The 26,428-nt window shown below is 43.1% G+C and carries 24 protein-coding genes; 3 read left to right on the top strand and 21 right to left on the bottom strand.

The genetic code is table 11. The features are described from left to right. Positions 1-17: 17 nt before the first annotated feature. The 5 genes from aroD to C9414_RS15160 form a co-directional block, all read right to left on the bottom strand. Positions 18-734: a type I 3-dehydroquinate dehydratase gene (aroD, locus tag C9414_RS15180; protein WP_047202225.1), complete on the bottom strand. Its 717-nt coding sequence runs from the start codon at positions 732-734 to the stop codon at positions 18-20. A gap of 66 nt (positions 735-800) precedes the next feature. Further along, positions 801-2,234: an aldehyde dehydrogenase family protein gene (locus tag C9414_RS15175; RefSeq protein WP_107163962.1), complete on the bottom strand. Its 1,434-nt coding sequence runs from the start codon at positions 2,232-2,234 to the stop codon at positions 801-803. Next, positions 2,231-3,088 (bottom strand): citryl-CoA lyase, encoded by an 858-nt coding sequence (locus C9414_RS15170; protein WP_080967121.1) that lies wholly within the window; start codon positions 3,086-3,088, stop codon positions 2,231-2,233. Before C9414_RS15170 ends, C9414_RS15175 begins: the two co-directional genes overlap by 4 nt. Positions 3,089-3,602: 514 nt before the next feature. After that, positions 3,603-4,424 (bottom strand): ammonia-dependent NAD(+) synthetase, encoded by an 822-nt coding sequence (gene nadE, locus C9414_RS15165; protein ID WP_107163961.1) that lies wholly within the window; start codon positions 4,422-4,424, stop codon positions 3,603-3,605. 198 nt (positions 4,425-4,622) lie between these two features. Continuing rightward, positions 4,623-5,219, bottom strand: a complete 597-nt coding sequence (locus C9414_RS15160) for a DUF1989 domain-containing protein (protein WP_047202087.1) — start codon at positions 5,217-5,219, stop codon at positions 4,623-4,625. Between the two features lie 79 nt (positions 5,220-5,298). Here C9414_RS15160 and C9414_RS15155 point away from each other — a divergent pair, with 79 nt between their 5' ends. Further along, complete coding sequence (locus tag C9414_RS15155; RefSeq protein ID WP_107163960.1) at positions 5,299-6,648, top strand: amino acid permease; 1,350 nt, start codon at positions 5,299-5,301, stop codon at positions 6,646-6,648. On the opposite strand, the gene C9414_RS15150 is transcribed toward C9414_RS15155, so the two are convergent. The 7 genes from C9414_RS15150 to C9414_RS15120 all read right to left on the bottom strand — a co-directional run bounded on the left by C9414_RS15150 (position 6,643) and on the right by C9414_RS15120 (position 13,484). Beyond that, positions 6,643-7,401, bottom strand: coding sequence for a YqcI/YcgG family protein (locus C9414_RS15150; RefSeq protein WP_107163959.1), 759 nt, complete (start codon positions 7,399-7,401; stop codon positions 6,643-6,645). The genes C9414_RS15155 and C9414_RS15150 overlap by 6 nt on opposite strands. 191 nt (positions 7,402-7,592) lie before the next feature. After that, positions 7,593-7,976, bottom strand: a complete 384-nt coding sequence (locus C9414_RS15145) for a UPF0715 family protein (protein WP_107163958.1) — start codon at positions 7,974-7,976, stop codon at positions 7,593-7,595. 308 nt (positions 7,977-8,284) lie between these two features. Next, complete coding sequence (locus C9414_RS15140; RefSeq protein WP_047203469.1) at positions 8,285-8,914, bottom strand: LysE family translocator; 630 nt, start codon at positions 8,912-8,914, stop codon at positions 8,285-8,287. A 115-nt stretch (positions 8,915-9,029) separates the two neighbouring features. Next, positions 9,030-10,220 carry an MFS transporter gene (locus C9414_RS15135; protein WP_047203474.1) on the bottom strand — a complete coding sequence of 397 codons (1,191 nt, stop codon included), beginning with the start codon at positions 10,218-10,220 and terminating at the stop codon, positions 9,030-9,032. A gap of 54 nt (positions 10,221-10,274) precedes the next feature. Beyond that, positions 10,275-11,321 (bottom strand): Gfo/Idh/MocA family protein, encoded by a 1,047-nt coding sequence (locus C9414_RS15130; RefSeq protein ID WP_047203468.1) that lies wholly within the window; start codon positions 11,319-11,321, stop codon positions 10,275-10,277. Continuing rightward, on the bottom strand, positions 11,318-12,184 hold the full coding sequence (locus C9414_RS15125; RefSeq protein WP_107163957.1) for an HAD-IIB family hydrolase: 867 nt from the start codon (positions 12,182-12,184) through the stop codon (positions 11,318-11,320). Before C9414_RS15125 ends, C9414_RS15130 begins: the two co-directional genes overlap by 4 nt. Then, on the bottom strand, positions 12,159-13,484 hold the full coding sequence (locus C9414_RS15120) for a DegT/DnrJ/EryC1/StrS family aminotransferase (protein WP_107163956.1): 1,326 nt from the start codon (positions 13,482-13,484) through the stop codon (positions 12,159-12,161). Before C9414_RS15120 ends, C9414_RS15125 begins: the two co-directional genes overlap by 26 nt. A gap of 109 nt (positions 13,485-13,593) precedes the next feature. On the opposite strand from C9414_RS15120, the gene C9414_RS15115 reads away from it, so the two are divergent. Next, a complete protein-coding gene (locus C9414_RS15115; RefSeq protein ID WP_107163955.1) occupies positions 13,594-14,583 on the top strand; it encodes a LacI family DNA-binding transcriptional regulator in 990 nt (329 codons plus the stop codon). A gap of 44 nt (positions 14,584-14,627) precedes the next feature. Here the strand turns inward: C9414_RS15115 and C9414_RS15110 are convergent, their stop codons facing one another. The 3 genes from C9414_RS15110 to C9414_RS15100 all read right to left on the bottom strand — a co-directional run bounded on the left by C9414_RS15110 (position 14,628) and on the right by C9414_RS15100 (position 18,889). Next, positions 14,628-16,250: an L-lactate permease gene (locus C9414_RS15110; protein ID WP_107163954.1), complete on the bottom strand. Its 1,623-nt coding sequence runs from the start codon at positions 16,248-16,250 to the stop codon at positions 14,628-14,630. A 43-nt stretch (positions 16,251-16,293) separates the two neighbouring features. Further along, positions 16,294-17,241, bottom strand: a complete 948-nt coding sequence (locus C9414_RS15105; RefSeq protein WP_039176305.1) for an L-lactate dehydrogenase — start codon at positions 17,239-17,241, stop codon at positions 16,294-16,296. 217 nt (positions 17,242-17,458) lie between these two features. Then, entirely contained in the window at positions 17,459-18,889 is a 1,431-nt protein-coding gene (locus C9414_RS15100; protein ID WP_059374369.1) for a YfcC family protein, read from the bottom strand. A gap of 153 nt (positions 18,890-19,042) precedes the next feature. On the opposite strand from C9414_RS15100, the gene C9414_RS15095 reads away from it, so the two are divergent. Next, positions 19,043-20,170: a M20 peptidase aminoacylase family protein gene (locus C9414_RS15095; protein ID WP_107163953.1), complete on the top strand. Its 1,128-nt coding sequence runs from the start codon at positions 19,043-19,045 to the stop codon at positions 20,168-20,170. Positions 20,171-20,218: 48 nt separating this feature from the next. Here the strand turns inward: C9414_RS15095 and C9414_RS15090 are convergent, their stop codons facing one another. The 6 genes from C9414_RS15090 to C9414_RS15065 form a co-directional block, all read right to left on the bottom strand. Continuing rightward, complete coding sequence (locus C9414_RS15090) at positions 20,219-20,941, bottom strand: SDR family NAD(P)-dependent oxidoreductase (protein WP_107163952.1); 723 nt, start codon at positions 20,939-20,941, stop codon at positions 20,219-20,221. Between the two features lie 110 nt (positions 20,942-21,051). After that, positions 21,052-21,807: an alpha/beta fold hydrolase gene (locus C9414_RS15085; RefSeq protein ID WP_224930162.1), complete on the bottom strand. Its 756-nt coding sequence runs from the start codon at positions 21,805-21,807 to the stop codon at positions 21,052-21,054. 106 nt (positions 21,808-21,913) lie between these two features. Then, positions 21,914-22,795: a glycine betaine ABC transporter substrate-binding protein gene (locus C9414_RS15080; RefSeq protein WP_039176296.1), complete on the bottom strand. Its 882-nt coding sequence runs from the start codon at positions 22,793-22,795 to the stop codon at positions 21,914-21,916. Next, entirely contained in the window at positions 22,795-23,640 is an 846-nt protein-coding gene (gene opuAB / locus C9414_RS15075; protein WP_047203473.1) for a glycine/proline betaine ABC transporter permease subunit OpuAB, read from the bottom strand. Before opuAB ends, C9414_RS15080 begins: the two co-directional genes overlap by 1 nt. Before the next feature lie 10 nt (positions 23,641-23,650). Next, the gene (opuAA, locus tag C9414_RS15070) at positions 23,651-24,919 is read right to left on the bottom strand and encodes a glycine/proline betaine ABC transporter ATP-binding protein OpuAA (protein ID WP_047203458.1); all 1,269 of its coding nucleotides are present in this window, start codon (positions 24,917-24,919) and stop codon (positions 23,651-23,653) included. A gap of 400 nt (positions 24,920-25,319) precedes the next feature. After that, positions 25,320-26,414 carry a toxic anion resistance protein gene (locus C9414_RS15065; RefSeq protein ID WP_034283225.1) on the bottom strand — a complete coding sequence of 365 codons (1,095 nt, stop codon included), beginning with the start codon at positions 26,412-26,414 and terminating at the stop codon, positions 25,320-25,322. Positions 26,415-26,428: the final 14 nt, after the last annotated feature.

Here is a 26,428-nt window from a genome sequence, read left to right as displayed (position 1 = left end):
CAGCTTGAATCTGCTACTCACTTATTCTTTGAAAACACAATAGATAGAATGCTGTTCAAATCCTTTATCGCCACTTGCCCGGGAGCTGAGCTTTCTTTCCCTACAGCAAAGGTCATGACAGATCCAAAAAGTCCGCCAACCATTCTTGTAAAAGCCCCATATTCCCCCATCGCCATCGAAATCACGGGAATTGACAGCTGCTTTTTCGCATGGCTGGTCGCTGAGAGCAGTGTTAATGCATCGTCATAGGAATGCGGCATCACTGCGATCTTTGCGATGTCGGCGCCGACTGATTCTGCATTGACGAGTAGCTGCACGAGACGATCTATTTCAGGGGTGCGATGGAAATCGTGATACGACACAATCAAGGTGACGCCATTTCTTTTAGCCGCCTGACTGACTTGCTGTATATGTGCCACATCCTGCATCAATTCATAATCAACAGCGTTCACAAGCTGTGTGGAACAAAGCTTAGCAAGCAAAGAAACCTTCTCAGTTTCTGAGAGTGATATACTTTCACCGCCCTCCTTTTCAGAGCGAATGGTGAATAAAAATGGGATGCCCTTTGCCTTTTCTACCATTCCCTTAAGGGTTTCTATCACTTGTTCCTTGTCATGAAGGTGATGAAAAAAATCTGCCCGCCACTCGATCACATCAGGCTTCTTCTCTGTTAACACCTCGACCTCATGAAACAATTCTTCCTTTGTTTGTCCGATGAGCGGCGTACAAATCATTGGCTGACCGCCTGTCTGCACACTTTTTACTTTTTGCTGAAATGCATTCACATCCCTACGCTCCTTTCACAGACCATTTGGGAGCACGACCATTTTGGTTTCGGTCATCTCCTCGATGGCGAAACGCGGACCTTCTCTTCCAAGACCACTTCGCTTAATCCCACCATAAGGCCAATGATCCAGTCTAAAATTCGATGTCCCATTGATGACAACACCGCCGGTTTCAAGCTCTTTTGCTGCGTGTAATGCCACATCCAGCTGATTCGTAAAGATCCCTGCCTGCAACCCATATCGACTATCGTTTGCTTCTTTGATTGCCTCCTCCAGCTCCTCATAAGGGAGAACGCTGACAACTGGGCCGAACACTTCCTCACAGACAACCTTGGCCTGTTTCGGAGGGTTTAACAAAATAGCCGGTGTGATGCTCGCTCCATTTCTTTTTCCCCCATATAAAAGCTCAGCCCCCATGCTCTCTGCCTCTTGTATCCATGCCTCAACACGCTGCGCGGCCTGGACATCAACCATACAGCCGATATCACTCTCACTAGACAGCGGATCTCCAACGACAAGCTGCTCTACTTTTTGTTTTAATACCTCAGTAAACGACGGCATAATTTGCTGGTGGACATAAATTCTTTGAACAGAAATACAGCTTTGACCGGAATTACTAAAGCCTGTTTTGGCACAAAGGGAGGCGGCTTGTTCAATATCTGCATCGTGATGAACAATCGTCGCTCCATTCCCTCCGAGTTCGAGCAGTACCTTTTTTAATCCCGCAGATGCTGTAATATGTTCGCCTCCGGCAGCCCCGCCGGTAAAAGAGATGAGATTCGTTCTTTCATCAGTGACTAACTGTTTCCCAGCCTCGACTCCGCCAATTACAAGCTGCAATCCAGCCTCAGGAAATCCTGCTTCGAGAAGGAGTTTGACAAACGCTGTGGCAACAGCTGATGTTTGCGGTGCAGGCTTCAAAATAATGACATTCCCTCCCGCAAAGGCTGGACCGACTTTGTGGCAAATTAAATTGAGCGGTGCATTAAAAGGAGTAATCGCCAGCACAACTCCGACTGGTACTTTAAATGTCATAGCCATTGCTCCCTGTCCACGCGATGATACATTGCCAGGAATGGTCTCACCTATTAATCGATTCGCTTCTTCCGCCGATTGCGCCAGCGTCTCGATTGATCGCGAAACTTCATCTCTTGTATTTTTAAGTGGTTTGCCTAGTTCTAGCGAAATCAGTTCTGCAAAATGGTCTTTTTGTTCTTCAAGTAAGGTGGCTGCTTTTGTTAGAAGCTTTGAGCGTTCGATTGCCGATATTCCCGCTATTTGTTTTTTAGCATGCTGCGCACTAGAAAGTGCCTGTTCTATGTCTTCTGATGAGGCGAGATAGGATGTACCGATTATTTCTCCTGAGTAAGGATTGATGATATCAGTTTTGACACGATCGGTATTCAGCCACTCGCCGTTTATATATGACAACGCTTTTAAACCACTCAAATTTTTTCTCCCTCCTTCAAGTGCCGCGTTCCATGCCCTGCATAACGAACCAATCTTTCTTCATTCGGACAAGGTCCCTTCACGAGGGCTCCCTTTGTCAGTTCCTCATATGCATGCGCCACGATGCCCATTCCTCTGGATAAGGAAAAAATGCCTTTTGCTGCTTCTGCCGGAATGTTTAATTCACATTGGATGGCAGCAGATACACCATCTATATTCATCGTGATTTTCTTCCCTTTCAGCTGTTCAAGCTCATGTCTAATCGCTTCGGCTAACCGTAAATATGTCCCGCTGATAACACCTTGCTGTACATATGTGTGACTCAGCTCATATAGACGTCTCACCCTCGGATCATCATCATGAAGCTGATGTCCGATTCCTGGGATTTTTTCCTTGCGAGTTAACCATGTTTGGCACACTTGCTTTGCCGCAGACTGTACATCCTTTTGATCATCGTAGATCACTTTGGCTTCGTATAACATACGCATGGCCTTCTCTCCGGCTCCGCCATGAATGTCACCTAATAGATTCACCCCTGTTGCAACAGAGGAATTAAACGAAATGCCGCAAGTCACGGCCATTCTGGCTGCTGCAATAGATGGCGCCCTTGGTCCATGATCCGCACCTGCGACAAGAACACTTTCAAAAAGAGCGGCTTTTGAATCATCCAATAATTCACCAACAAGCAGTAAATAGAGCATTTGTGGATACGACAATTCACCAATCAGTTCTTCAATCGGATATCCTCGAAGTTCAATTGAATTTTTTTGAATATGACTAATCTCAGTCTCCCACCAAGCGCCTCCCTCTTTGTAAATTTCCAGTGCACTTCGATTTTTCATTGTGTCCATCATTCCTTTAGCTTCTTATTTGGAGGTGAACCACCCCTTTATTCCATTCAGTGGAATCTAATTTCACTTTTCGGAATGTGGTTTCATTGTAAGCGCATTCTTTTTCTTCGTCAATCATTTTTTCTGAAAATACTGTCAATAGAAATGAAATTAAGTGAATCGAACTAATTATGCTTGCTTTTTTTGATCAAAAAAACCGATATTTAGTGAAATGGACTTAAGTATATCGTTCTACTAATTTAATGAAATTTTGGTTATTTTGTCAAATCCACTTGAAATTCGACATAAAAAACCTCTCCATCTGGAGAGGTATCTGATTATTGACAAAGGGCTAAAATGATCTAGATTTTAGCCCTTTGTCTTCTTTTCAGCGTGATAGAAAACCTTTGCAGTCTAGGAAGGACGAGTACCGGCGCGGAGCGAATGTGACATTCGTGAGCACCGGCACGCAGACCTGACACCGAATGCGAGGGTTTGCCTACACGCTGAAACCTCTCCATCTGGAAAGGTCTCTTTTTTATTTCCACCAATCATCAAACATAGAAGCGGGTACTTGGCGTTTATGCTCTGATTGAACATAGCGCTTTTCAATCGCCTCTGCTGCTTGATCTGACACTGGTTTGCCTTCTAGGTAATCATCAATTTCATTGTACGTAATGCCGAGTTCTGTTTCATCCGTTTGCTGAGGTTTGTCGTCCAGCAAATCGGCTGTTGGTTTCTTTAAATACAGGCGTTCCGGTGCTTCTAGCGCTTCGAGTAACATCCGGCCTTGGCGTTTTGTCAGACCTGTGAGCGGAAGAACATCTGCACCGCCATCACCATACTTCGTGAAGAAGCCGGTTACTGCCTCAGCTGCATGATCTGTACCGATGACAAGCAATCCTTCCTCACCGCCGACAGCATATTGCGCGATCATTCTCATGCGTGCTTTGACATTCCCTTTATTAAAGTCAGACAATGGGCCGCCTGTTTCCTTTTGATATTGATCACTGAATGCTGATACGGCAGGGGCAATATCATATTTCCAAGACTTGTCTGGCTGAATAAATGATAGAGCAAGCTGTGCATCATCTTCATCCTGCTGCACACCATGCGGGAGGCGTACCGCAATAAAGACAGCATCCTCTTTTCCTTCTTGACGAAGCTCACTGACAGCAAGCTGTGCAAGACGTCCGGCAAGCGTTGAATCCTGCCCGCCGCTAATGCCGAGTACAAATCCTTTTGCCCCAGTTTTTTTCAAGTATTCCTTTAGAAATCCAACCCGTTTTTCGATCTCCTGCTTTGGGTCAATTGAGGGCTGCACATGCAACTCTTGGCTGATCTTTTTCTGCAAACTCATACACTTTTCCTCCTAAGCATCCTCTACATGAAGAGAACAGGTTTTACACACAATTCATTGATTTAACAACGTTTTTTGAATCTCCATTATACCATGTTTTCATCAAGAACATTTTGTTAGACGTTCCCCTATTTCTTAGATGATCAAACATTCACAAGTGAAAAAGACCATGTCTTTATGGACTGGTCCTTTTCTTTTTCAATCGATTTCTACCCGTATAGATGTACAGCTTGATCCATTGCACTTTCCAATATCAGCAGGACAAGCGGACACGGCCACAATGAGATCCATTTCAGCCCTCAGGCGAATGTAGTCACCTGGCAGCGATTTTGGCAGCTCGACAGACAGCTTTCCTTTTTCATCAATGACTGTATTCATAAAGGCATTAAAAGGATAATACATATCCTCCTTTGGAATTCCAAAGGGCTCAAAGGCAGTCCGTAAATTGTCGTAGCATGTATGCATGACCTCTAAGTGCGTCCGGCCGTATAAAAGCTGATACATTTCTTGCCGGCAGGCGGGCATGTATAAATCATGGCATTCTACTGTATCTTCAATGATCGTAAACATTGGTTTATATAAATTAGAATAGAGCTTATCGCCTTTTTTCACTTTGGATGAAAATAGGCTATCCATTGTCGCACCTTGGTCAAATTTTTCATAAAAATCCTTTTCATGATAGGCCATCACATCTGCTACTTGCTGGCCTTCGACATCAACCACTCGCATACATTGGCCTTTTCCTAAACGAAAGCCGAGTCTACCCTTCGGTAAAATGACGTATTCTCCGTTCATCACATGCACTCCTTTCCATGTCAGTATGCCCAAAATGTCCCCTTGATCATGTATAAAAAAAAGAGGCGGTCACAAGCTAATGTCATTGAAATCGAAAGGTGTTGCACTTGCATTGAAAGAAGAACAATCTTTATCTTGGTGGCAGCTTTCTCTCATCGGAGTCGGCTGTACAATTGGCACTGGGTTCTTCCTTGGCTCCAGCATCGCCATTACAAAGTCCGGTTATTCCGTCTGCATTTCCTTTTTGCTTGCTGCGGTCGGAACGTATCTCGTCTTTAAACATTTGGCTGCGATGACAGCTGATAACCCTGATAAAGGGTCGTTTTGTTCCTATGCTCGTAAAGCATACGGACGCTGGGCAGGATTTAGCAATGGCTGGGTGTATTGGTTTGCAGAAATGCTGATTACCGGAAGTCAGTTAACAGCCATTTCTCTATTTACCCGTCACTGGTTTCCATCCATTCCGCTTTGGGTGTTTTCTGCGATTTATTCTGCTCTTGCCCTGCTTGTCATTATCATAGGGCTTTCTTCTTTTCAAAAGACAGAAAATGTCCTTGCGGTACTGAAGACAGCGGCGATTTTTCTGTTTATGATTTTAGCGGTGCTTGTGTTATTCGGCATTTTGACCGAACATAAACCGACCCTTCATCTGCCTAACAAGGATCACGAATGGATGCCTCTTGGTCCGCTTGGTCTTTGGAATGGTTTGATTTATGCGTTTTATGCTTTTGGGGGAATTGAAGTCATGGGGCTGATGGCGGTTCATTTAAAGGACCCGAAGGATGCGGCAAAGGCTGGACGTGTCATGCTGATCATTCTAGCAGTCATCTATATCGTCTCGATCGGACTTGCTCTCTTGCTTGTCCCAGTGACAGCCTTTAATGAGAACAGCAGTCCATTTATTACTTCATTAGAGCCGTTTCATTTATCGATCTTTCTTCATATCTTTAATGGCATTTTTATCATTGCCGGTTTTTCGACATTGGTTGCCTCTCTCTATGCAGTCACAACGCTGCTCGGCACAATGTCAGAGCATCAGGATGCACCTGCTTGCTTTAAACAAAAAGATCCATCGCATGTGAGATGGTCTTCGATTATCTTAACTGCTGCTGGCTTAATTGTCTCAATTTTGCTTGCACTCTTTTTGTCCAAACACATCTACGAGCATCTCACAACAGCAGCCGGTCTTACCTTGCTGTATACATGGATCTTTATTCTGTTCTCAAGTAAAAAGCTATCCAAGCCATCCACTCGCCAAACGTGTGAAATGATTCTTGCGCTGCTCTTAATTGGAGCCGCAGTATCAGGCACATTAACAGAGGCAAGCGGACGACCTGGCTTTTTTATCAGCCTTGGGATCATTGCAGTGATAGCCATCATGGTGCTATTCATGAGAAAAAAGTGGAAACAGGATCAGACCGCATCATAATTTCATCATGTTTTTTAAAGCAGTAAATGGACATTTGGCGGAGGCTGGTTTCTCCGCCTCATCATCTGAGAGAAAGTATTGCTTCCATTCATGATTGGCCGGATCACCGTACCATTTTAATGATGGATGAACACCGACTTCATCATATGCTTTGAGCCGCTTGCGAACGAGTTGACTCATTTTTTGACCAAACTTGGTCGATCCATTCAATTTCTCAAACACCCATCTAGGCTGAAACGCCATCATGACATAAGGGAAGTGGCGGCTTTTTCTGAGCTTGTGAGCAGGTGTGGAACATAAAATAAAATACGCTTCACCATGAAAGCAATACTCCCACTCATGATGATGAGGGTCCACCGGAATATCCTCAGGCCATGGCATTTCATCTTTCTGATGCAGCCGTTGAAGCAGCGACCAAAAATGCTGCTCAAACTCTTCAAGCGAACTTTCCTTTAAATCCTGCGGTGTTTCGAAAAAGCAGATAAATGAAGCATATTGACCGGTTTCTTTCGCACAGCCTTGATATTCTCTAAGCAGCTGGGCCAATTCATCCACTGCTTCCTCTTCCCTCGGGTCACCTACAAATCCATAGCGTAAATGATCGAGAAAAAATCCCTGTCTTCCGGGTACACAAGGGAATGTATCTGCTTCATCTCCGACCATCTCGCCAAATTGTTTGAAAGCATCCTGCTTCCATTCTTCTAGTGATCGTAGATTTTGATCAAGGCAACTTTTTGCATACAGCTGGGCCATTTCCTTCCACCTCGTTTTAGCGTCTTCTCCACAGCCTATGAGGTGGAAATGGCTGTGGTGACTGTCCTCCCACGACTTTCCTTGCGCATGACAAGATGGGGATTTCCATTAAATTGAGCAGGTATTTGTTCCTCTTATTCTATTATGCAGGATCAGACTAATGTAAGTTAATAGAGCGCCTTTCGTCATTCCTACGAACGGCTCTTCATCAAAAAGACGGAATCCAGCACCCAATAAATAAGGGCTGCGCAGAAGCTAAACAAATAAACTTTATAGCTGATGAACACAACAAGTCCATAATCAATCCATAAAGCCAAAGCCGAGCAAACCACCCAGGCCGCAATAAAATAAATCAATAAGTCACGGCTTCTAAATCTTTTAGGGTGCCGGTGTAAAACAAGCTGAATTGGTACAGCAAAAATGACATAAGCAAGCAAAATGAACAGACTGGTCATCTCCACATAACTGAAGCCCACTTCAGGCGGCATAAATAAAAACGTATAAACGAATGTTGCTGTGATGACTGATAAAATCAACATACACAAATAATTGAATACTGGCAGAAACATACGCATAGCAGAAGCTCCTTCAATCCATTTTCTATTCCACCATTATTCAAGAATGTGTTATGTCTGTAAATCCTTACAAAAAAACAGACTGAATGTGTCAGTCTGCTTCAGATTACTGACAAAGGGCTAAAATGATTTTTTATTTTAGCCCTTTGTCTTCTTTTCAGCGTGATAGAAAATCTTTGCAGCCCTAGGAAGGACGAGCATCGGGGCGGAGCGAATTTGACATTCGTGAGCACCGAAGCGCAGACCTGACAAAGAATGCGAGGGTTTGTCTACACGCTGAAACAGACTGAATGTGTCAGTCTGTTTTTCTACCCAATCAACGCCATAATCCCTTGATACCCAAAATAGGCGCCGAAACCAAGTAAAGATAGACCTGCAAGAACGGATAAACCATGTAACACACGTTCACTTAAATAACGCCTAAACGAACTAGCAAGCAGCGCCATACAGAAATCCCAGATCAGCATGCCGATAAAAATAGCCACACTGTACATGAGCATTTGGGAAGCTCCATACTTTTCGATCGTATTGGCTAAAATGCTGCCATAGATGCCAAGCCAAAACAAAATACTGAGCGGATTAGATAGAGAAATGAAAAATCCGGTCATGAACGAATGGCCAATTGTTGTGTTACCGCTGTCCTTTTTCGGACTCTCCTGCAAATTGATTTTACGCAGACTTTCAATGCCGGTATAGGTCAGAACGAAAAAGCCGAACAGCCACAAAAAGGTTTTTACAAGAGGTGCAGTCAAAAGCTGGGCGACACCAAAATAGATGAGGAGCATATAGACAATATCCGCAGCCATAGCCCCCACACCAAAAATCCACGCATGCCAAAATCCACTTTTAATCCCTCTGTCGATTTGGGCTGCATTGACTGGCCCAACAGGCGCTGAAAGTGACAACCCTAAAAAGATATAACCAAAAAACACCGCCACATAGACGTCCTCCTTTTGATGCTGACTTGTACATGTTATTCAAAATTTCTGCGTTTTAGTACAAGTCCTTTGTCATCATTTCAGGTGGACCTTGGGGAGCGGCTTGATCATGTGATTAGCGATCTGCTTTCAGTTCCGTCTGCTGCGTGTGTACTGTTTCTTTTTTCTTAGAACGATTCATTTGAATCGCAGCTGCAAACAAAAGAACAGCTAAGAAAGCAAATACAAAGACGGCACTTGCCGCACCTGCCCATTCCAGACTAAATCCAATTAAAAAGGACAAGCAGGCTCCGCCTAAGCTCGCGGCTGCAATAAAATAACTCGTCGCCTCATCGATGGCATTTTCAATCATTAAGGCAGATGCTGTCAGTGCAATTGGGAACATGCCTGCTGCGCAAAGGCCGATGAAAAAGATGAGGATCAGCTGCGCAGTAATGTGGGTTGTTAGAGCGAATATCACAAGCAGCAAAATCATCAGTGATGCACTTAGCTTTAAAAAACGCAGCGGATGCAGCTGATCAGCTTTTCTCGCAATCACAGTCCTGCCAATGACGATCGCTGTCCAGAAAGTAGAGACCGCAAAGAGGCCCCAATTTTCTCCCCCCTTTTCCAGCATGATCGACGGCAAAAAGTTCGCAAAGTTCGTTTCAATCCCTGCGTAGAAAAAGGCAAAACAAATCATAATGACCACGATCATTCGATTATTTCGATCAACAAGCAAGGACGGTTTCCTCATCCCTCCTGTGGAAGGAGCATCCATCTGTCCATGAGGCAGTTTGTTCATAAAAACAAGCCAGAGCATGAGGAAAAATGTCAGCGCACCCACCTGAAATAAAAACACATACTGCCATGTCTGCTCTGTGACAGTCAGCAAAATCACTAGCGGAAATAACAGTGCACCTAATCCAAAAAAGACCTCCATGATACTGATTCGCTTTGCACTATTAGCCATCGAAATGACATACGCACCGGCTGTTGTCTCAAGACTGCCTGCGCCGCTCCCGAGAAAAAAACCTGCCAGCACAAGCGTCGTCCAGCCCGGCATCAACAGCCCCAGCAGAAGTGACCCGATCATCAGCAAAAGACCCATGGTCAGCACAGCGCCATAGCCTTTTTTTCTCACTAGAATGGGGGATAGCAGAACACCTGTCAAAAAACCAATAAACTGAAAAAAAATTAAAGATGATAATTCCCCAGGACCCTTATCATAACTCGACAGCAAATAAGGCGTTAAGCTGCCAAAGAACACATGAATGGTCCCAATAAAAAAATAAAAGACACAGCCAAAATAAAATACCTTTTTCATCTTTTCACTTCCTCTAAAAAGGAGCGGAGTCATGATATCCTCCGCTCCACCTCTTTAATATGCCTGAGCAGAGACAACTGCCTCTTCCCTCTCAAAGCATGTATTGAGCGCAGCCTGCGCGCGATAACCATCTTCAAAATCAGCGACCTTCATATGAGTTGGGTATGGATCAGTATTCACCCAATGCATCAGCTGATCGCGGAATGTATCGGACCATCCGTAAAATTCATTTGGCGGATCTGTCAGCATGGTTTGCGGCATTTGATGACGCTCCACACACAATCCATCACTGATCTCATATTCGTTTTTCATGTTCGTATGGTATTTGAATACCTTGTCATGACCAACAACTTCTACACTAAATCCACATTCCTCAGGCTGCGTGCTTTTGGATGTCACCAAATGAAAGAACACTTGATTCTCCATCTGCCCGAAAATTTCGGTATGATCATCCACCTGTACCTTTTTCTCTTCTTTTTCCTTTACACGTGTCAGCATCTTGGTGTTAAGTGATTCTTTCTTCATTTCACTGCCAAATAAGTACCACAGCATATCAATCAAATGAATGCCAAGATCCCCTAGCGCACCGCTCGTACGCAGACTTTCGCCGCTGTCTCTCCATGAAAATGTCTTTCTTCTGAGGGCACTGTTTTTCTTAAAATGAGTTCTGACGGTCAAAATACGGCCTAATTCTCCGTTGGCAATCAAGTTCTTCAATATATTCACAAAGGATAAATAACGATAGTTAAAGCCCATACTGGCTTGAACTTGGAACTGTTTGGCTGTCTCTACCATTTCCTTCGCTTCCTTCAGCGACACAGCCATCGGTTTTTCACATAAAATCGGCTGTCCTGCTCTTAGCGACTGAAGGGCATGGTCCTTATGACAAAAATTAGGAGAAGCAATGATCAACCCATCAGATGCATCTGCAAGTGTCTCAATACTTGAATACACACGTCCGCCGTACTGTTTAATGAATCCCTGTGCGACCGACTCATGCAAATCATAGACACCGGATAATTCTGCACCTTTGATCGTTGATAATGCTCTTGCATGTGCTTTTGCAATATTTCCTGCTCCAACAATTCCAATTTTCTTCATGAATGTGCCTCCTCATGTTTATACATCACTGTTTTCAGAGTTTCATAGATTCCTTTTGCATACCCATGATGACAAATTTGGTGATGGTGCCGTTTGGCTTCGCCTGTCGCATTTTGGACAAGGAAACCGTGCGTGACGGATTGAAGCATCCGCAAATCGTTCCCACTATCACCAAACGCAAAGCCTTGATCTTTCGATAGATCATATTGGTTCAGCATAAAGCGGACAATTTCATCCTTCCCTGTTCCTACTGGTAAAAAATCGACATCATAGCAATCCGCAGGATCTCCTGCAAGCGGGTTGCATTTGTTGATGTTGACCGCCACACCCCGCTCTTTAGCCAGTGTTTGGATAAATGATAGATGATGAAGATCCGTCCGTTCATCCTGCTCTTGATAATAGAAATTCTTCTTATACCCTGAGCTGCCCAGCTGTGTTTGCGGTCTAAGGAAAATACCCTTTTCTCGGACAGTTTCCAGGATGTCTTCGATTTTTTCATCTGAAAAGCCCTGTGCATCCAGCCGCTTCATCCACTCTGCATCTGGCTGTCCAAAATGAGCATCCGACGTATATACAATCTCAGTCCCTAAGTTCGACGCAATGAAATGCGGGAATTGATGAAATCCGCTTTTTTCCATTTTGCTCGTGACAGAATCGAGGCTGCTTCCCGTCACCCAGCCCAGCAAAAGCTGTCCCGCTACACTCTTTTCTGCTACAAAGGCTTCCAGCCGCTTGACATCCTCTCTCTGCTCTTCTGTCATTTCGTGAGAATAATACGTTTCATCAAAATCACAGAAGACGATCCACTGCGGATTCTTCGGCTGATTCAGCAGTTTTTTATTGAATGGAAGACTTGATAACATGTTGAACCCCCTCGATGACCTTCTCCTGATCTTGCAACGGCATTCCTGGGTAAAGCGGCAAGTGAAGTAATTGCTGCGCTGCCTTTTCCGTGTGCGGTAGTGTTGTTTGTCTATACTTTTGAGAAACAAGATTTGTTTGATGCTGATGCGATAGGATCGGGTAATAGACATCCGTCTCTATGCCCATTTCCAGCAATTTCGCTGCCAGTTCATCTCGCTCTCCCTTCAGTACTCTAATCGGGAATAGATGCCATACATGATCATCCGTCAGCTTCGGAAGCTTCATGTATCCTTCATCCTCAAGCGTTTGCAGCTGGTCAATATATCGCTTGGCTAAGTAAAAACGTTTAAAGTTTTGCAGTCCTAAATACTTCATTCGTTCGAGTCCGATCGCTGCCTGCAAGTTATCAATTTTGGAATTAAAGCCGTAGTCACTGCGTTTGACATTTTTCTTTCCAGCTTCAAAGCCGTGATAACTGATCTCCATGCATTTTTCCGCTAAGGCCTCATCATTTGTAGCGATGGCGCCTGCCTTTCCGCAGACCCCAAGGTTTTTGTATGGATTAAAGCTGAGAACAAGTCCATCTCCATAAGCACCAAGTTCGCTGCTGCCAATCGCTTGACAGCCATCTTCAATGATTTTCAGCCCATGCTGTTTCGCAATTGCCGAAATAGCCTTCATATCCGCTTGTTTTCCATATAAATGAACCGGTAGAATGCAAACCGTTTTATCTGTGATATGTTTCTCTATTTCACTCGGTGCGAGGCAGTATGTTTCTGGATCAATATCGGCATATACCGGAACAGCCCCAATGGCAAGCACTGCATTTTCTGTTGCAGCAAAGCTGTTGGCTGGCAAAATCACCTCGTCTCCCGGATGGACGCCTGCTGATATGAGACTGATCATCAAGGCATCTGTTCCACTTGACGTGGCTATGACATATTTTTTCCCTAAGTACTCAGCAATCGACTTTTCAAACGTCGGAATATACGGCCCTGAAGTAAAACGGCCAGAGCTCAATACTTCCTTCAACACCAGCATAATATCATCGATTTCATCCTCTGAAATCAGTTTATCAACTGGCAGAAACGGTATCTTTTTTTCCTTATTTTGTTTATAATGGAAGAGAATTTTTTCCAAACCTGTGCGTTCTATATCTTGCTCAAGGAACGTCACCAGCTTTTCATTTGCTAGATGCTTTTCAACTGAATCGGCTTTTACTTGAACACCTTGATTGATCATATCCAGCAAAGGAAGATAATCCTTGCTTTTACCTGATATCTTCGTCAATATTTGCATTCCATTCCCTCCAATTAATCAATTCCTTTTGTTAATATTTAACTTGTTTCACATTGTAAATGATGTTATCGATTTCAGAACAATAACTTTGTGTAAAGGATTTGTTAATATGTGTACAATTTATGAAATTGCCAAACGCTGCGGGGTTTCAACTACCACCGTTTCCAGAGTGCTAAACCACCACCCATATGTGTCAGAAGAAAAGCGGCAACTCATATTACAGGTGATGAAAGAAATGGAATATACACCGAGTTCAGCAGCCCGCACACTAAGGTCACATCAGACAAAAACCATTGCTGTGTCCGTCCCAGCTGTGGACCATCCTTTTTTTGCACAATTGATTAAAGGCATTTCAAAAGAAGCCCTTGATCAAGGATATAAAGCCATCGTGCTTCAGACGTTTTATCAAGAAGCATTAGAGCTTGAAGGACTTCAATTATTAAAAAGAAGAGAAGTAGATGGGGTTATATTGGGGGCGTTAGAAAATACGTGGGAGAAAATTGAGCCATTTTTAACGAACGGCCCCATCGTCATGGCAAATGAATATCATCAAACAGCAAACATCCCAATTATTGGATACGATGAACAGGAAGCCGCCTATAAAGCGGTGGACTACTTGATTCGGTCGGGGCGAAAATCGATTGGGTTTTGCTTTGATACAGAAAGCAGTGAAGCGCAGAAACAAAGAAAACAGGGCTATCTTGATGCACTCTCTGCTCACGGTTTGCCGCTGCAAAATGATTGGCTGTTTGGAGAGGCTTTTACCATTGAAGACGGCTTTCGCTTAATGGAGGTCATCCATCACATGACGGATGCGCCTGATGCCATTTTCACCGGCAATGATCAAGTTGCAGCAGGGCTCATTAAACAGGCCATTTCATATGGCTATCAAATCCCCGAGGATCTAGCGGTCATCGGCTATGACAACCAAGACATATGCGAAGTGACAGCTCCAACGATCACCACGATTGACATACCGATCGTAGAACTTGGCCAGCGGTCAGTACAGCAAATGATTGCGCTTCTGCAAGACCAAAAACCATTACAGCGGGAACATATCCAGCTGCCTACCCGGCTCGTGACAAGAGAATCTACATAAAGAAAAAGACTGAGAGAGATCCCAGTCTTTTTTAATCTATCAACCTATAAAAATTGAGCAAGAATGAATGTCCATATACATACAATGCCGAGCAGAATGAAGCTGTACTTCACGGTCTTTTTGAAGAGCTCAGATTCTTTCCCTGTTTCTCCAACAGCTGCTGTAGCGATAGCGATAGATTGTGGAGAAATTAATTTCGCCATCACACCACCGGTCGTGTTCGCCCCAATTAACAAACCTGCCTGTGAGCCGATTTGAGAAGCAGTGACCGCTTGAAGGTTACCGAATAAGGCGTTGTTACTCACGACAGACCCCGTAATAAACACACCGATCCAGCCAAGCACCGGGCTGACAAGCGGGAACAAATCGCCTGTTTTGGCAAGAGCAAGTCCAATCGCAGAACTTAGTCCAGCAAAGTTCGCCAGGTTGGCAAAGCCCATGACAAAACAAATGGTAAGAACGGGGAGCCAAAGCTCTTTCACTGCTGCTTTTAAGCAGGAAGCGCCTTCAGTTAACGTAATATGTCTGCTAAACAGCCCTGTCAGCATCACCGCAATCAGAATGGCAGTACCCGTCGCACTGATGACATCAATTTTAAAGATCGCATCAATAGGTGTTTCCGTTTGTGCAATTGGTGGTAATTTCACAATTTGCTGATGTAAAAATGGCATTTTCACTAAAATGGTCGTCCAGTTAAGTGGTCCTCCTACAGCAAACAATGCTTTAAATGCTGGCAGACTCCATACCGTAATAACCGCAGTTAAAATATAGAACGGAGACCATGCTTTCAGTATTTCAACGCCGCGATACGTTTGTTTCTGTTCAATATCTGGCGCTCCTTCTTCTCGATAAATGTTTTTTGGCTGCCATTTCCGAAGAAATAAAGCCAAAATACCCATACTTGCTAAGGCAGAAATAATATTGGCAAGCTCAGGACCCATCGTCACCATTGTAACAGCTTGCAAAATGGTATAGGTTCCACTCACAACAAGCAAGGCTGGCAGAGTTTCTTTGATTCCTTTGAATCCATCTACAATCAGAATGAGTAGGAACGGAATACAGAATGAAATAAACGGGATCGTATATACAAGGGTTTGAGATAACGCAAGCGGCGTCATATTGCCCATTTGCGCCCCTGTAATCACTGGAATTCCCACAGCACCAAATGCACCAGATGCAGCATTGGCAATTAAGCAGAGCATCGCAGCTTTCAGCGGTTTAAACCCAAGCTCTGTTAAGAGAGCGGCACTGATCGCAATCGGTACCCCAAACCCAGCAGCACCTTCTAAAAATGCGTTAAAGCTAAAACCTATTAATAAGAGCTGAAGACGTTGATCCTGAGAGATTCCTGCAATACTAGAACGAATGACATCGAACTTACCAGATTTCACTGCAATTTTATAGAGCCATACCGCCATGATCACGATATATCCAATCGGCCACAGCCCATTAGATATACCGAGCAGCACAGCAGATAATGCCTTTTCAACTGGCATATGGAAGAAGAAAACAGCTGTTACAAAACTGACGATTAAGGTAAAACAAGCGGCTAAAACACCTTTTAACTTAAAAACGGTTAATGCAAGTAGGAAAAACAAGATTGGGAGCATTGCCACCAATGCACTGACGAATTCATTACCAAACGGATCATATATTTGCTGCCACATAGTGATTCATCCTTTTCTGCTCAGATAGGTTGCTTTTGATTGATTAAAAATGAGGAGCCAAAATCTCTTTTAACACATTCACACTGTGTGCAAATTTTTCTTTCTCCGTGTCGTTTAGTGCAAGCTCCATCACTTCTGTTGCACCATTTCGATTCACAAGGGCTGGTACACCAATGTAGACATCTTCTGCTCCGTACTCACCATCCAAGTAAGTGCTGACCGTTAAAATGCTGTTTTCATTGTGCAGGATCGCTCTTGTAATGCGGGCTAAACTCATTGCCACGCCGTAGTAAGTGGCGCCTTTTTTCTCAATGATTTGGTAAGCGGCATGACGGACATTTTCCATGATTTCATCTAAGTCTTCTTGTTTGTATTGATCATTTCTCTTCATTAATTCTGTAATTGGTACACTTCCGATATTCGCATGACTCCAAACAGCAAGCTCAGTATCCCCATGTTCGCCAATGATGTACGCATGCACATTGTGTGCCGCTGCTTCAAAATACTCACTGAGCATGTATCTAAATCTTGCCGTATCAAGCGTCGTACCACTGCCAATCACTCGTTCTTTTGGAAGTCCACTGAATTTCCAAGTCGCATATGTCAAAATATCAACTGGGTTCGTAGCAACTAAGAAAATACCATCGAATCCGCTTTTCATCACATTGTCTACAATGCCTTTAAATATATTTAAATTTTTCTCAACAAGGTCAAGTCTCGTTTCACCTGGCTTTTGGTTTGCACCAGCACAGATACATACAATGTCTGCATCCTTACAATCCTCATAATCTCCATACCAAGTATTCACAGGATGCGGGGCAAATGCTTTTCCGTGGTTTAAATCCATGACGTCACCCATTGCTTTGTCTTGATTCAAATCGATAACAACCAATTCATCTGTGATCGCTTGATTTATTAATGTAAAGGCATAACTGCTGCCGACGAAACCTGCTCCAATAAGGGCTACTTTGTTTACTTTTTCGTTTGTCATTTATCTCATCCTCCTGAGTAAAACTAGGCTGTTTTTATTATGTGAAGTATTTCACATTATTATTGTGCAATACTTCACAAACTTTTGCAAGGGGGTTGCTCAAAAAAAATATGTAGCGAATTTGTGAACACATTTATTGTGCTTTCAAAGCGCTGGTTCCATACATATTTCCACAAGAAAAAAGCTGCCAAACGCTCTTCGGCAGCTTCATACATGTTTAATAAGGGCCCCAGTTGATCATGACCCCAATACAAATAAATACAAGACCAATGACAAACCAAATGAGGGCAAGCGGCACCATAAAACGCAGCCACTTTACATAAGGAATACCACTTGCAGCAAGCACAGCCATCAACACACCAGAAGTCGGATTGATACAGTTGACCACCCCTTCACCAAGCATTACCGCTTCTACAGCTACCTGTCTTGTGATGCCCATTAAATCAGCGAGCGGCGCAAGAATCGGGATAAAGACAACGGCTTCTCCTGATCCTGATGAAATCAAAAAGTGAAGAAGCGCACTCGCAATATACATCCCGATCGCACCAGCAATTGGACTAAAGCCTGTCAGCATACTCGCCAAGCCGTTGACCACTGTATCAAGCAGCTTCCCATTTTCTAAAATGACCGAAATACAGCGTGCCATCCCAACAATAAGTGCGCCGTATACTAGGCTTTGACAGCCGACAATAAACGTTTTCGCAATATCATTGGCCGCTAATCCGCCAAGCAGTCCAGCTGCAATTGCCATAAAAATGAACACACCGGCCATTTCCTTATCGGTCCAGCCAAGCTGAAGTGCGCCATATAAGAACCCTCCAAGAGACAATCCGCATACTGCTAAAATCAGCTTATGTCTACCAGTGAATGCAGGCTTGTCCACAGATTCCGCATCGGCTCCGCCAAGCCCCTTAGCAGGAAACCATTGATCGCCAAGAATGCTTCCCTTATCTTTATTCTTCAGACGTCTTGTATATAAATAGATGTACACAATACTTGAAATAAGAAAACAAAGATAAATGATGACACGCAGGCCAATGCCAGAAAAGATCGGCAGCTCTGCGATCGTTTGTGATAAACCTAATGGAGATGGAGATAAAATCGTTGCATTAAACCCTGCGTAACAGCCGATGTATATGACAGCCGCTCCTGCTACAGCATCCCATTTCAAAGATCGTGCCACAATGATGCCAATTGGAATAAACCCAATAACAGAGTTCACGACAATTCCTGTCGTTCCAAGGACTGAAAATAATCCCCCAACAATACAAATAAACAATAATTGCTTCGTTTGAAACCGGCTGATGACATGGTGAATCATCCCGTTAATAGCACCTGTCTTCTCCAAAATGGCAATGGTTCCGCCCGTAAATAGAATCAGAAAAATAATAGAAGCGGACCCTACCATTCCTTCTTGTATCGCAGTGAAAAAGCCCACTGGACTCACTGGTGATTGATCAATGCGGTGATAGCTGCCAGGAACGGCTGTTGTGATCTCCCCAGATGTCTTTCGGTCAAACTCACCCGCTGGTACAAAATACGTTGCTATAGTACAAATGAGTGCAATCATAAATAAGAGAACATACGCATCCGGCATTTGAAGTTTTCGTTTCTGTTTCTCTGGTGCTGATACTGTCGCAGTTTTCATGTGCCAAAACCCCTTTGTCCCGATCGGAATTTCACTTAATTTTCAGAATAATCAAATGATGTGTTATATTATAAACACTGTTGATATTTAAGATCAATATTATTTCACTAAAATAAGATTATGGCAGATTATCTGTCAGCAAGGAGGCTTCTCATGACAACTTTGACAAACGAAATGAAACAAACTGTGACAGACATCTTTGAACACCTGCACGCCCACCCAGAAATAAGCTGGGAAGAAACAAAAACGACGGCTTATATTGAAGATATATTGAAAAAATTGGGCTGCAGCACTCGAACATTTGACGACTGTACAGGGGTGATCGGTGAAATTGGAGAAGGCGCACCAGTGGTCGCTGTGAGAGCCGATATTGATGCACTTTGGCAGGAAGTAGATGGTGAGTTTCAAGCCAATCATTCATGCGGCCACGATGCACACATGACAATGGCTCTTGGTACCTTTATGGCATTAAAGGAAAAAGAACGCCCAAACGGCACGATCCGTTTCATCTTTCAGCCTGCCGAGGAAAGAGGCGGCGGTGCGCTGAAAATGATTGAAAAAGGTGTGCTGGCAGATGTCGATTACTTATATGGCGTACATGTGCGCCCAATTCAAGAAACATTAAACGGACGCTGTGCTCCTGCTATTTTGCACGGATCAAGTAATCATTACGTCGGCACCATTATTGGTGAGGAAGCGCACGGTGCACGTCCTCACCTTGGCGTCAACGTAATAGAAGTGGCTTCAACCCTCGTGCAGAGACTCGCGCATATCCATGTCGATCCACGAGTCGCCCATTCTGTGAAAATGACCAATTTACATGCTGGCGGGGGCAGCTCAAACATCATCCCAGGCAAAGCTTCATTTACATTAGATGTAAGGGCGCAAACAAACGAAGTAATGGATGAGCTAGAAAAAGAAATTGAAAGAGCAGTTCATTCTGTAGCGGATGCCTTTGGTGCTTCCATTACACTTTCAACAGACCATCGTCTGCCTGCCGCTACGTTAAATGAGGAAGCTGTTCAGATCATGTCTCATGCGATTGAACAGGTTTTAGGCCAAGAGCAGCTTGATCCCCCGATCATCACAACAGGTGGAGAAGACTTTCACTTTTATGCAGCAAAGCTTCCGCATATCAAATCTACAATGCTCGGTTTAGGCTGTGATTTAAAGCCAGGTCTTCATCATCCGTATATGACCTTCGACCGCTCTGCAATCTTTACCGGCATTGAGATTTTGACCGAAGCTGTCTATCAAACACTCCAGCAGCATTCATCATAAAATGAAAAAGCCACCCGCCTTCTCTTCAGGGCGGGTGGTCGCTTTATATTACGCATTCAAATCTGTCATGGCTGGAACGTTGATTTCTTTCACACAAGATACCCTTGATAAATGAATCACACATCTAGCAAGCTCCACAATATCCTGTACAGGAATTCTCGTTTCATCATATAGCCTGATGGCTTTTTCAGCTCCCTCTTCATATGGGACCTCCGCCGCCAGCTCTCCTGGATTGATACAGGTGACAGATATTTTATCTTTTCTCACATGCTCTCTCAACGCATTCACAATTCCGCGCAGACCAAATTTAGATGCCACAAAGGATACCTGCGGCAGATTTGTATGATCGAGTCCAGCCGTTGAGCCAATCACGATGATTTTCCCATTCTCCGATTTCCTTACGTGCGGAAGCAGTGCCTGGATGTACGTAATGGTTGAGGTGACATTCACATTAATTAAGTGCGCAATATCCTCTGGCTGATCGTGATCAAAGGAATAATCGTCTTCAAAGCCTCGTTTTTCCCATAAACCGACGTTATAGATCAGTACATCAATCGTCTTGTTCTCCAGTGCTTCAAGCATATAAGGGATATGCGTTTGGCTTGATAAGTCGATTTTCAGCCAAATTCTATGTACACCGTCATCTATGCTCAAACTGCTTGGTTCACTTCGCGACACAATCCAAACTGTATCTCCACTCGAAGGAAGACCCTTTACAAAAGCATCTCCTAATCCTTGACTTGCACCGAATATGATATAGTTTTTACTCATAGCTCCTCCTTCTATGGCACACAAACTGAAAGCGTTTTATACCTATATCATACAGATTCTAAGAGACCACCGCCTCTTTTATGCTTATCTTCACTTATTGATTGACGCGGCTAATGGATTTCCTTTAATTCCACTGGTAATGCACGTGCCTCTATAAAGCTTTTGATCATTTCTGTGAAAAGTTCTTTTTTCTCAAAAGTAAATGTATGTCCAATACCGGGAACGATGACACCTGCTGCCTTCGGATGTGAATTTGTTATTTTTTTTGCTGAGCGTGTCATAATGCCTTTTTCTTTTTCTCCCACTGTAACAAGAATGCGTGCCTTTGCTTGCTGAAACGTGTCTGGGAGCTTGTAATGTAGGTTTTCTTGAAACATCGTAAGAAGGGTTTTCTTCTGCAAATGTTTCGATTCTGCCGCATAATGATGCAGTACATGTTGCGAGAGCCCCATCTTTTCAGCCTGGAGCTGGATAAACCAATCTTTCTTTAATAATGGATATGTCAGTGGCAAGAGCGGTCTCACCATGAAATGGAGCCATGGCAAAGGCATCACAAGGGCGCTATTGATGACAGCGATGTCTACAATATCTGGCTCTCTTGATAACACATCAACGGCAATCTGCGCACCTAAAGAAAATCCAATCAGAATCACTTGACGTCCATTCGCGTTTTCCTTGATCCATGAGATGACTTCTTGTGCGCTTTCATTCATTGAAAATATCTGTTCTTTTGCTCTTGTCCCGTGTCCAATGAGATCAGGGGCAAAGCATTCATACGTGTCCTTAAATATTTCAACCTGCTCCTGCCACATCCAGCTGCTTACTCCTCCACCATGCAGAAAAATCATGATTGACCTATCCATCATCGACGACAACTCCATCCTTCTATATAAGAAAAAAGCAGCCGCTTTTTGAGCAGACTGCTTTTTCCACATGCTCCCTTCTATTATAAGGGAACCACTACATCATTGACTATTTTTTCAAATCTTCAATGGAGTTTACGTTCTTCATATATTTCGGAACAACTAGCCCCATTCGAAGGCCTTTCATACTTGTACCAAGGTCATCATATTTCCCTTTAAACTTCGCTGCATATGTTTTATGCGTATTTGGCAGCCAAGCGGATAATGATGCATCCGCACTTCCGGTTGCAATTGCTGTCCACATTGGACCTGCTTCAACCTGAGTCAAAGTCACATTAAACCCGAGTTCACGCAATACTTCTGCCGCAACATTGGTACTTGCAATCTCACTATCCCATGCAACGTAGGCAAGATTGACTTTTCCACCATTCGACTTTTTCACGCCTTTTGTCCATTTCGCTACTTGGTCTTTATGTTTTTTCACATATTTTATGGCAGCATCCTTTGGTTTCACACCATCTTGAATATCAATCATGACTTCGCCCATGTCATCTTGAGACCATTTAAACTGACTAAGCATTTTGGCTGCTTCTGGCTGATCCTTTGCAAAGCCTTTACGTGAAATCGTATGAATTTCTTCCGCTTCACCGTAAGATTTTTTTGGATCATCTAAATATTTTAAATCATAGCGGGAAAACATCCAGTGTGGATTCCAGCCAGTGATGATGATTGGCTTTTTACGGTCGTAAGATTTTTTGAGTGTTGCCGTCATAGCTGCACTTGATGCAGACACAACCGTCCAATCCTCTAAACCGTAATCCTTTTTCGCTTGATCTGTCAGTGCCATAATCCCTGAACCTGGATCGATTCCGATAATGGTTTTATTCACCTGCTGTGCTGCACTCGCATTTGAATCTGTCTGCGCACCGCAAGCGGCTAGTAAAAAGACAAGCAGGGCGGTCATCCCAATGTAGAGAGACTTTTTCCACATTAAGCATTCCCCCTGGTTTTTTTCGTTTTAATGTTTTGTGTAATACGGTCAAGTGTAATCGCCACAATAACAATGGCAATACCTGCTTCAAAACCAATACCTGTTTTCAGCTGGGTTACCGCACTATATACTTCTGAACCAAGTCCTGGTGCACCTACCATTGCTGCAATCACGACCATTGATAGAGCCAGCATGATACTTTGGTTAATACCAGCTAATATGGTTTTTGTTGCAAGTGGAAGCTGAACTTTGAATAAACGCTGGAATGTCGTTGAACCAAATGCTTCTGTTGCTTCAATTAAATCAGCTGGTACTTGTTTAATACCGAGAATGGTCATACGGATCGTTGGCGGCATGGAGAAGATAACCGATGCCACAACCCCAGGAACAACCCCAATATTAAAGAAGAAGATCGCTGGTAATAGATAAACGAATGCAGGCATTGTCTGCATTAAATCTAAAATAGGTGTCACAATTTTACGCACAGTTTCCTTCTGTGATGCCCAAATACCGATCGGAACCCCGATCACAATAGAAATGACCACAGCGGTCAAAACGAGCGCAAGTGTTTGAAGCATTGGATGCCAGTAGCCTAAATAGTCGATCAGTAAAAATCCAATAAGTGTGAAAAGAGCAACTCCTCTTGTACTGATCCACCAAGCAATGCCGGCAAAAATAAGGGTTAAAATAATGGATGGAATGACGCCAAGTGCCGCCACAATCCCATTTACTGTTCCTGCTAATCCATTTGTGATGCCATCAAAGAAACCACCAAACGTTAATGTTAACCAGTCAACAAATTGATCGATATAATCCGCAAACGGAATTCTAGGTAAATCACTCATACTAAACATTTTATTCTACCTCCTGTGCAGAAGGCTCTTGTGTTTTAATTTCCTCAAGCTTGTTAGAAGACATGTTGATATATTCATCATTACCTGATAACGCACCAATTAATGCACCTCTGACCACAATACCCTTCATTCTGTTTTTCTCATCAACAACGGCAATTGGAATGTTTGCTGCATCAGACACTGCATCAAAGATTTCTGTCAAATACGTAGATTCCAATACAGTCGTGAATTCTTTATCGAGAACCGTTTCAAGCGACGCTCCCGTTTCTGCTGCTTTTTTCGCTGCTTGAGCAGAAATAACACCTAATAAATGTTTTTTCTTATCTACTGCATAGATAGACGAAATCCCAAGGTTTTTCATGAGCGTAAGCGCAACACGTGCCCCTTTATCGATCTGAACTGTTTCTGCACGTTTCATAATATGACCAGCGGTTAATACTTTAGAAAGGTCAACATCTTCAACGAAACGTTCAACATATTCATTCGATGGGTTCATCAGAATTTCTTCTGGTGTTCCGATTTGAACGATATTTCCGTCCTTCATGAGCACAATGCGGTCGCCAATACGAAGCGCCTCATCTAAATCATGGGTAATGAAAATAATCGTTTTTCCTACAGATGTATGAAGCTCAAGCAATTCATCCTGCATATCTTTACGAATTAATGGATCTAGTGCACTGAATGCTTCATCCATTAATAAAATGTCAGGGTCATTTGCTAACGCACGTGCCAATCCAACACGCTGCTGCATCCCACCACTTAATTGATTCGGGTATTGCTCTTCAAAGCCTTCAAGTCCAACAAGCTTTAAAGATTCAAGCGCTTTTGGTCTGCGCTCTTCTTTATCTACACCTTGCAATTCAAGACCATACTCTGTGTTCTCAAGAATTGTACGGTGCGGGAACAATGCGAAGTTTTGGAAAACCATGCTGATCTTTTTCCGTCTGACTTCACGCAATTGATCCTTTGACATATTTGTTATCATATCCCCATCAATATAAATTTCACCGGAGGTTGGTTCGATTAACCTGTTTAGCATCCGCACAAGTGTGGACTTTCCGCTCCCTGATAGCCCCATGATGACAAATATCTCGCCGTCATAAACATCAAAATTTGCTCGATTGACACCAACTGTTGCGCCGGTCTCTTTTAGGATCTCTCTTTTTGTTTTCCCGTTTTCAAGCATTTGAGATGCTTTTTTAGCATTTTTACCGAAAATTTTAGATACATTATTTATCTTGATTTTGATATTTCTCTCTTCAGAATTCATATTTTCCCTCCAAATTAGCATCTTTATAACCGTAACATAAGCGTTATGATGCGAACAATCTTTAGAATTCGCTTATTTCCCCACAATATGTATGAATTCCATATAGAGGTCTGGTCATTAGAGTTGATACGCCGTATTACTCGTAAATCCTATAGAATGCTTCATAAACTACATATTTTACGGGGTATTTCCTCTCACCAGACAATATTTTACTGGAAATTCCTGATTGTGCTAAAAAATAAGTCGAATCCTCGTCATAGCAGTTTTTTTGAATCATGGGCGAACCATTCCCCTGAACATGATTTACCCGAAAATGGTCACATAAAAACCTTTTTTCTCAAATTTTATTTAAATTCATAAAAAAACTGCCTGCAACTTTAGTTACAGACAGCTTGTTTTTTTAGGACTCTAGGGCAGCCCGCTTAATATTATCTTGAAGCTCAAGCATACGTTTTGTTCCATCTTCGCGTAATCGCTTGTTCTCTTCTTCGATCTGTTTCGTCTCTTTCATCCCTTGTACAATTGTATTAAAGGAAGATTCGATCGTTTCAATGTCGATGCTTGGACGGCCGGATAATTTGGCAATCTCCACACTTTGACTTGAAATGTTTTCAGCATTTCGTTTCAGCATTTCATTTGTTCTTCTATCCAACTCACTCATGGAATCAGCGACAAGCTTTTGTCTCTTCGCTGTCACAGCTTGAATGATCCCATTTTTGAAAATTGGAATCGTGATGATAAAGGCAGAGTTGATTTTACCGATTAATTTCGTATTCCCACGCTGAAGCAAACGGATTTGCGGTGCCGTTTGAAGCGCGACCATTCTTGCCATATCAAGGTCATATACACGCTCTTCAAGCGCTTGAATCCCATTACGAAGCGTATCAAGCTCCATTTGTGCCAGCTGGTTTCCACTAGCTGCTTTTTCTTCATATGAAGGAACCAATTGCTTCAATTCTTCAATTTTCATTTGACCAGCTACGACATACTTTTCAAGCTCCATGTAGTATTGAATGTTATGCTCATACATTTCTTCAAGCGTCACAGTCGATTTGGTCATTTCATCTTTGTATTTACTGATTTCTACATTAATTTTTTCAATCTCTGCACCGAGCGTTTGATATTTACTAAAAATCTTTTCGATCATGCTGCCGCCGCGTTTAAAGATTTTTGACAACAAACCACCCTTCGGTTCGTCAAAATCATTTTTATCAAAGCGATCCATAATCTTACCAAGCTGCGTCAGCATTGTTCCTGAGTCAGTGACGCTTGTCGAACGCATCATTGAAAGGATACGATCAGAAAACTTAGAGATTTCAACGGCTGGCTGTTTTCCGTATTCAAGAAGCTCAAGCTGATTTTTCGCATCGATCTGTCTCGCAATATTTTGCACTTCTGGTTCGTTTCGAAGCTGAACGCGAATATCGTCTGCCTTCTCAATCGTGATTTCCTCTTTATCAATTGAAATGATGTCATTTCCGTTTGTATTTGTCATAAGCTTTGATCTCC

Source organism: Bacillus sp. Nf3 (assembly GCF_003028545.1).
In the GTDB taxonomy this organism is placed as follows: domain Bacteria; phylum Bacillota; class Bacilli; order Bacillales; family Bacillaceae; genus Bacillus; species Bacillus safensis.
The sequence above is the reverse complement of the archived record's forward strand: the minus strand, read 5'-3'. Positions and strand labels throughout refer to the sequence as shown.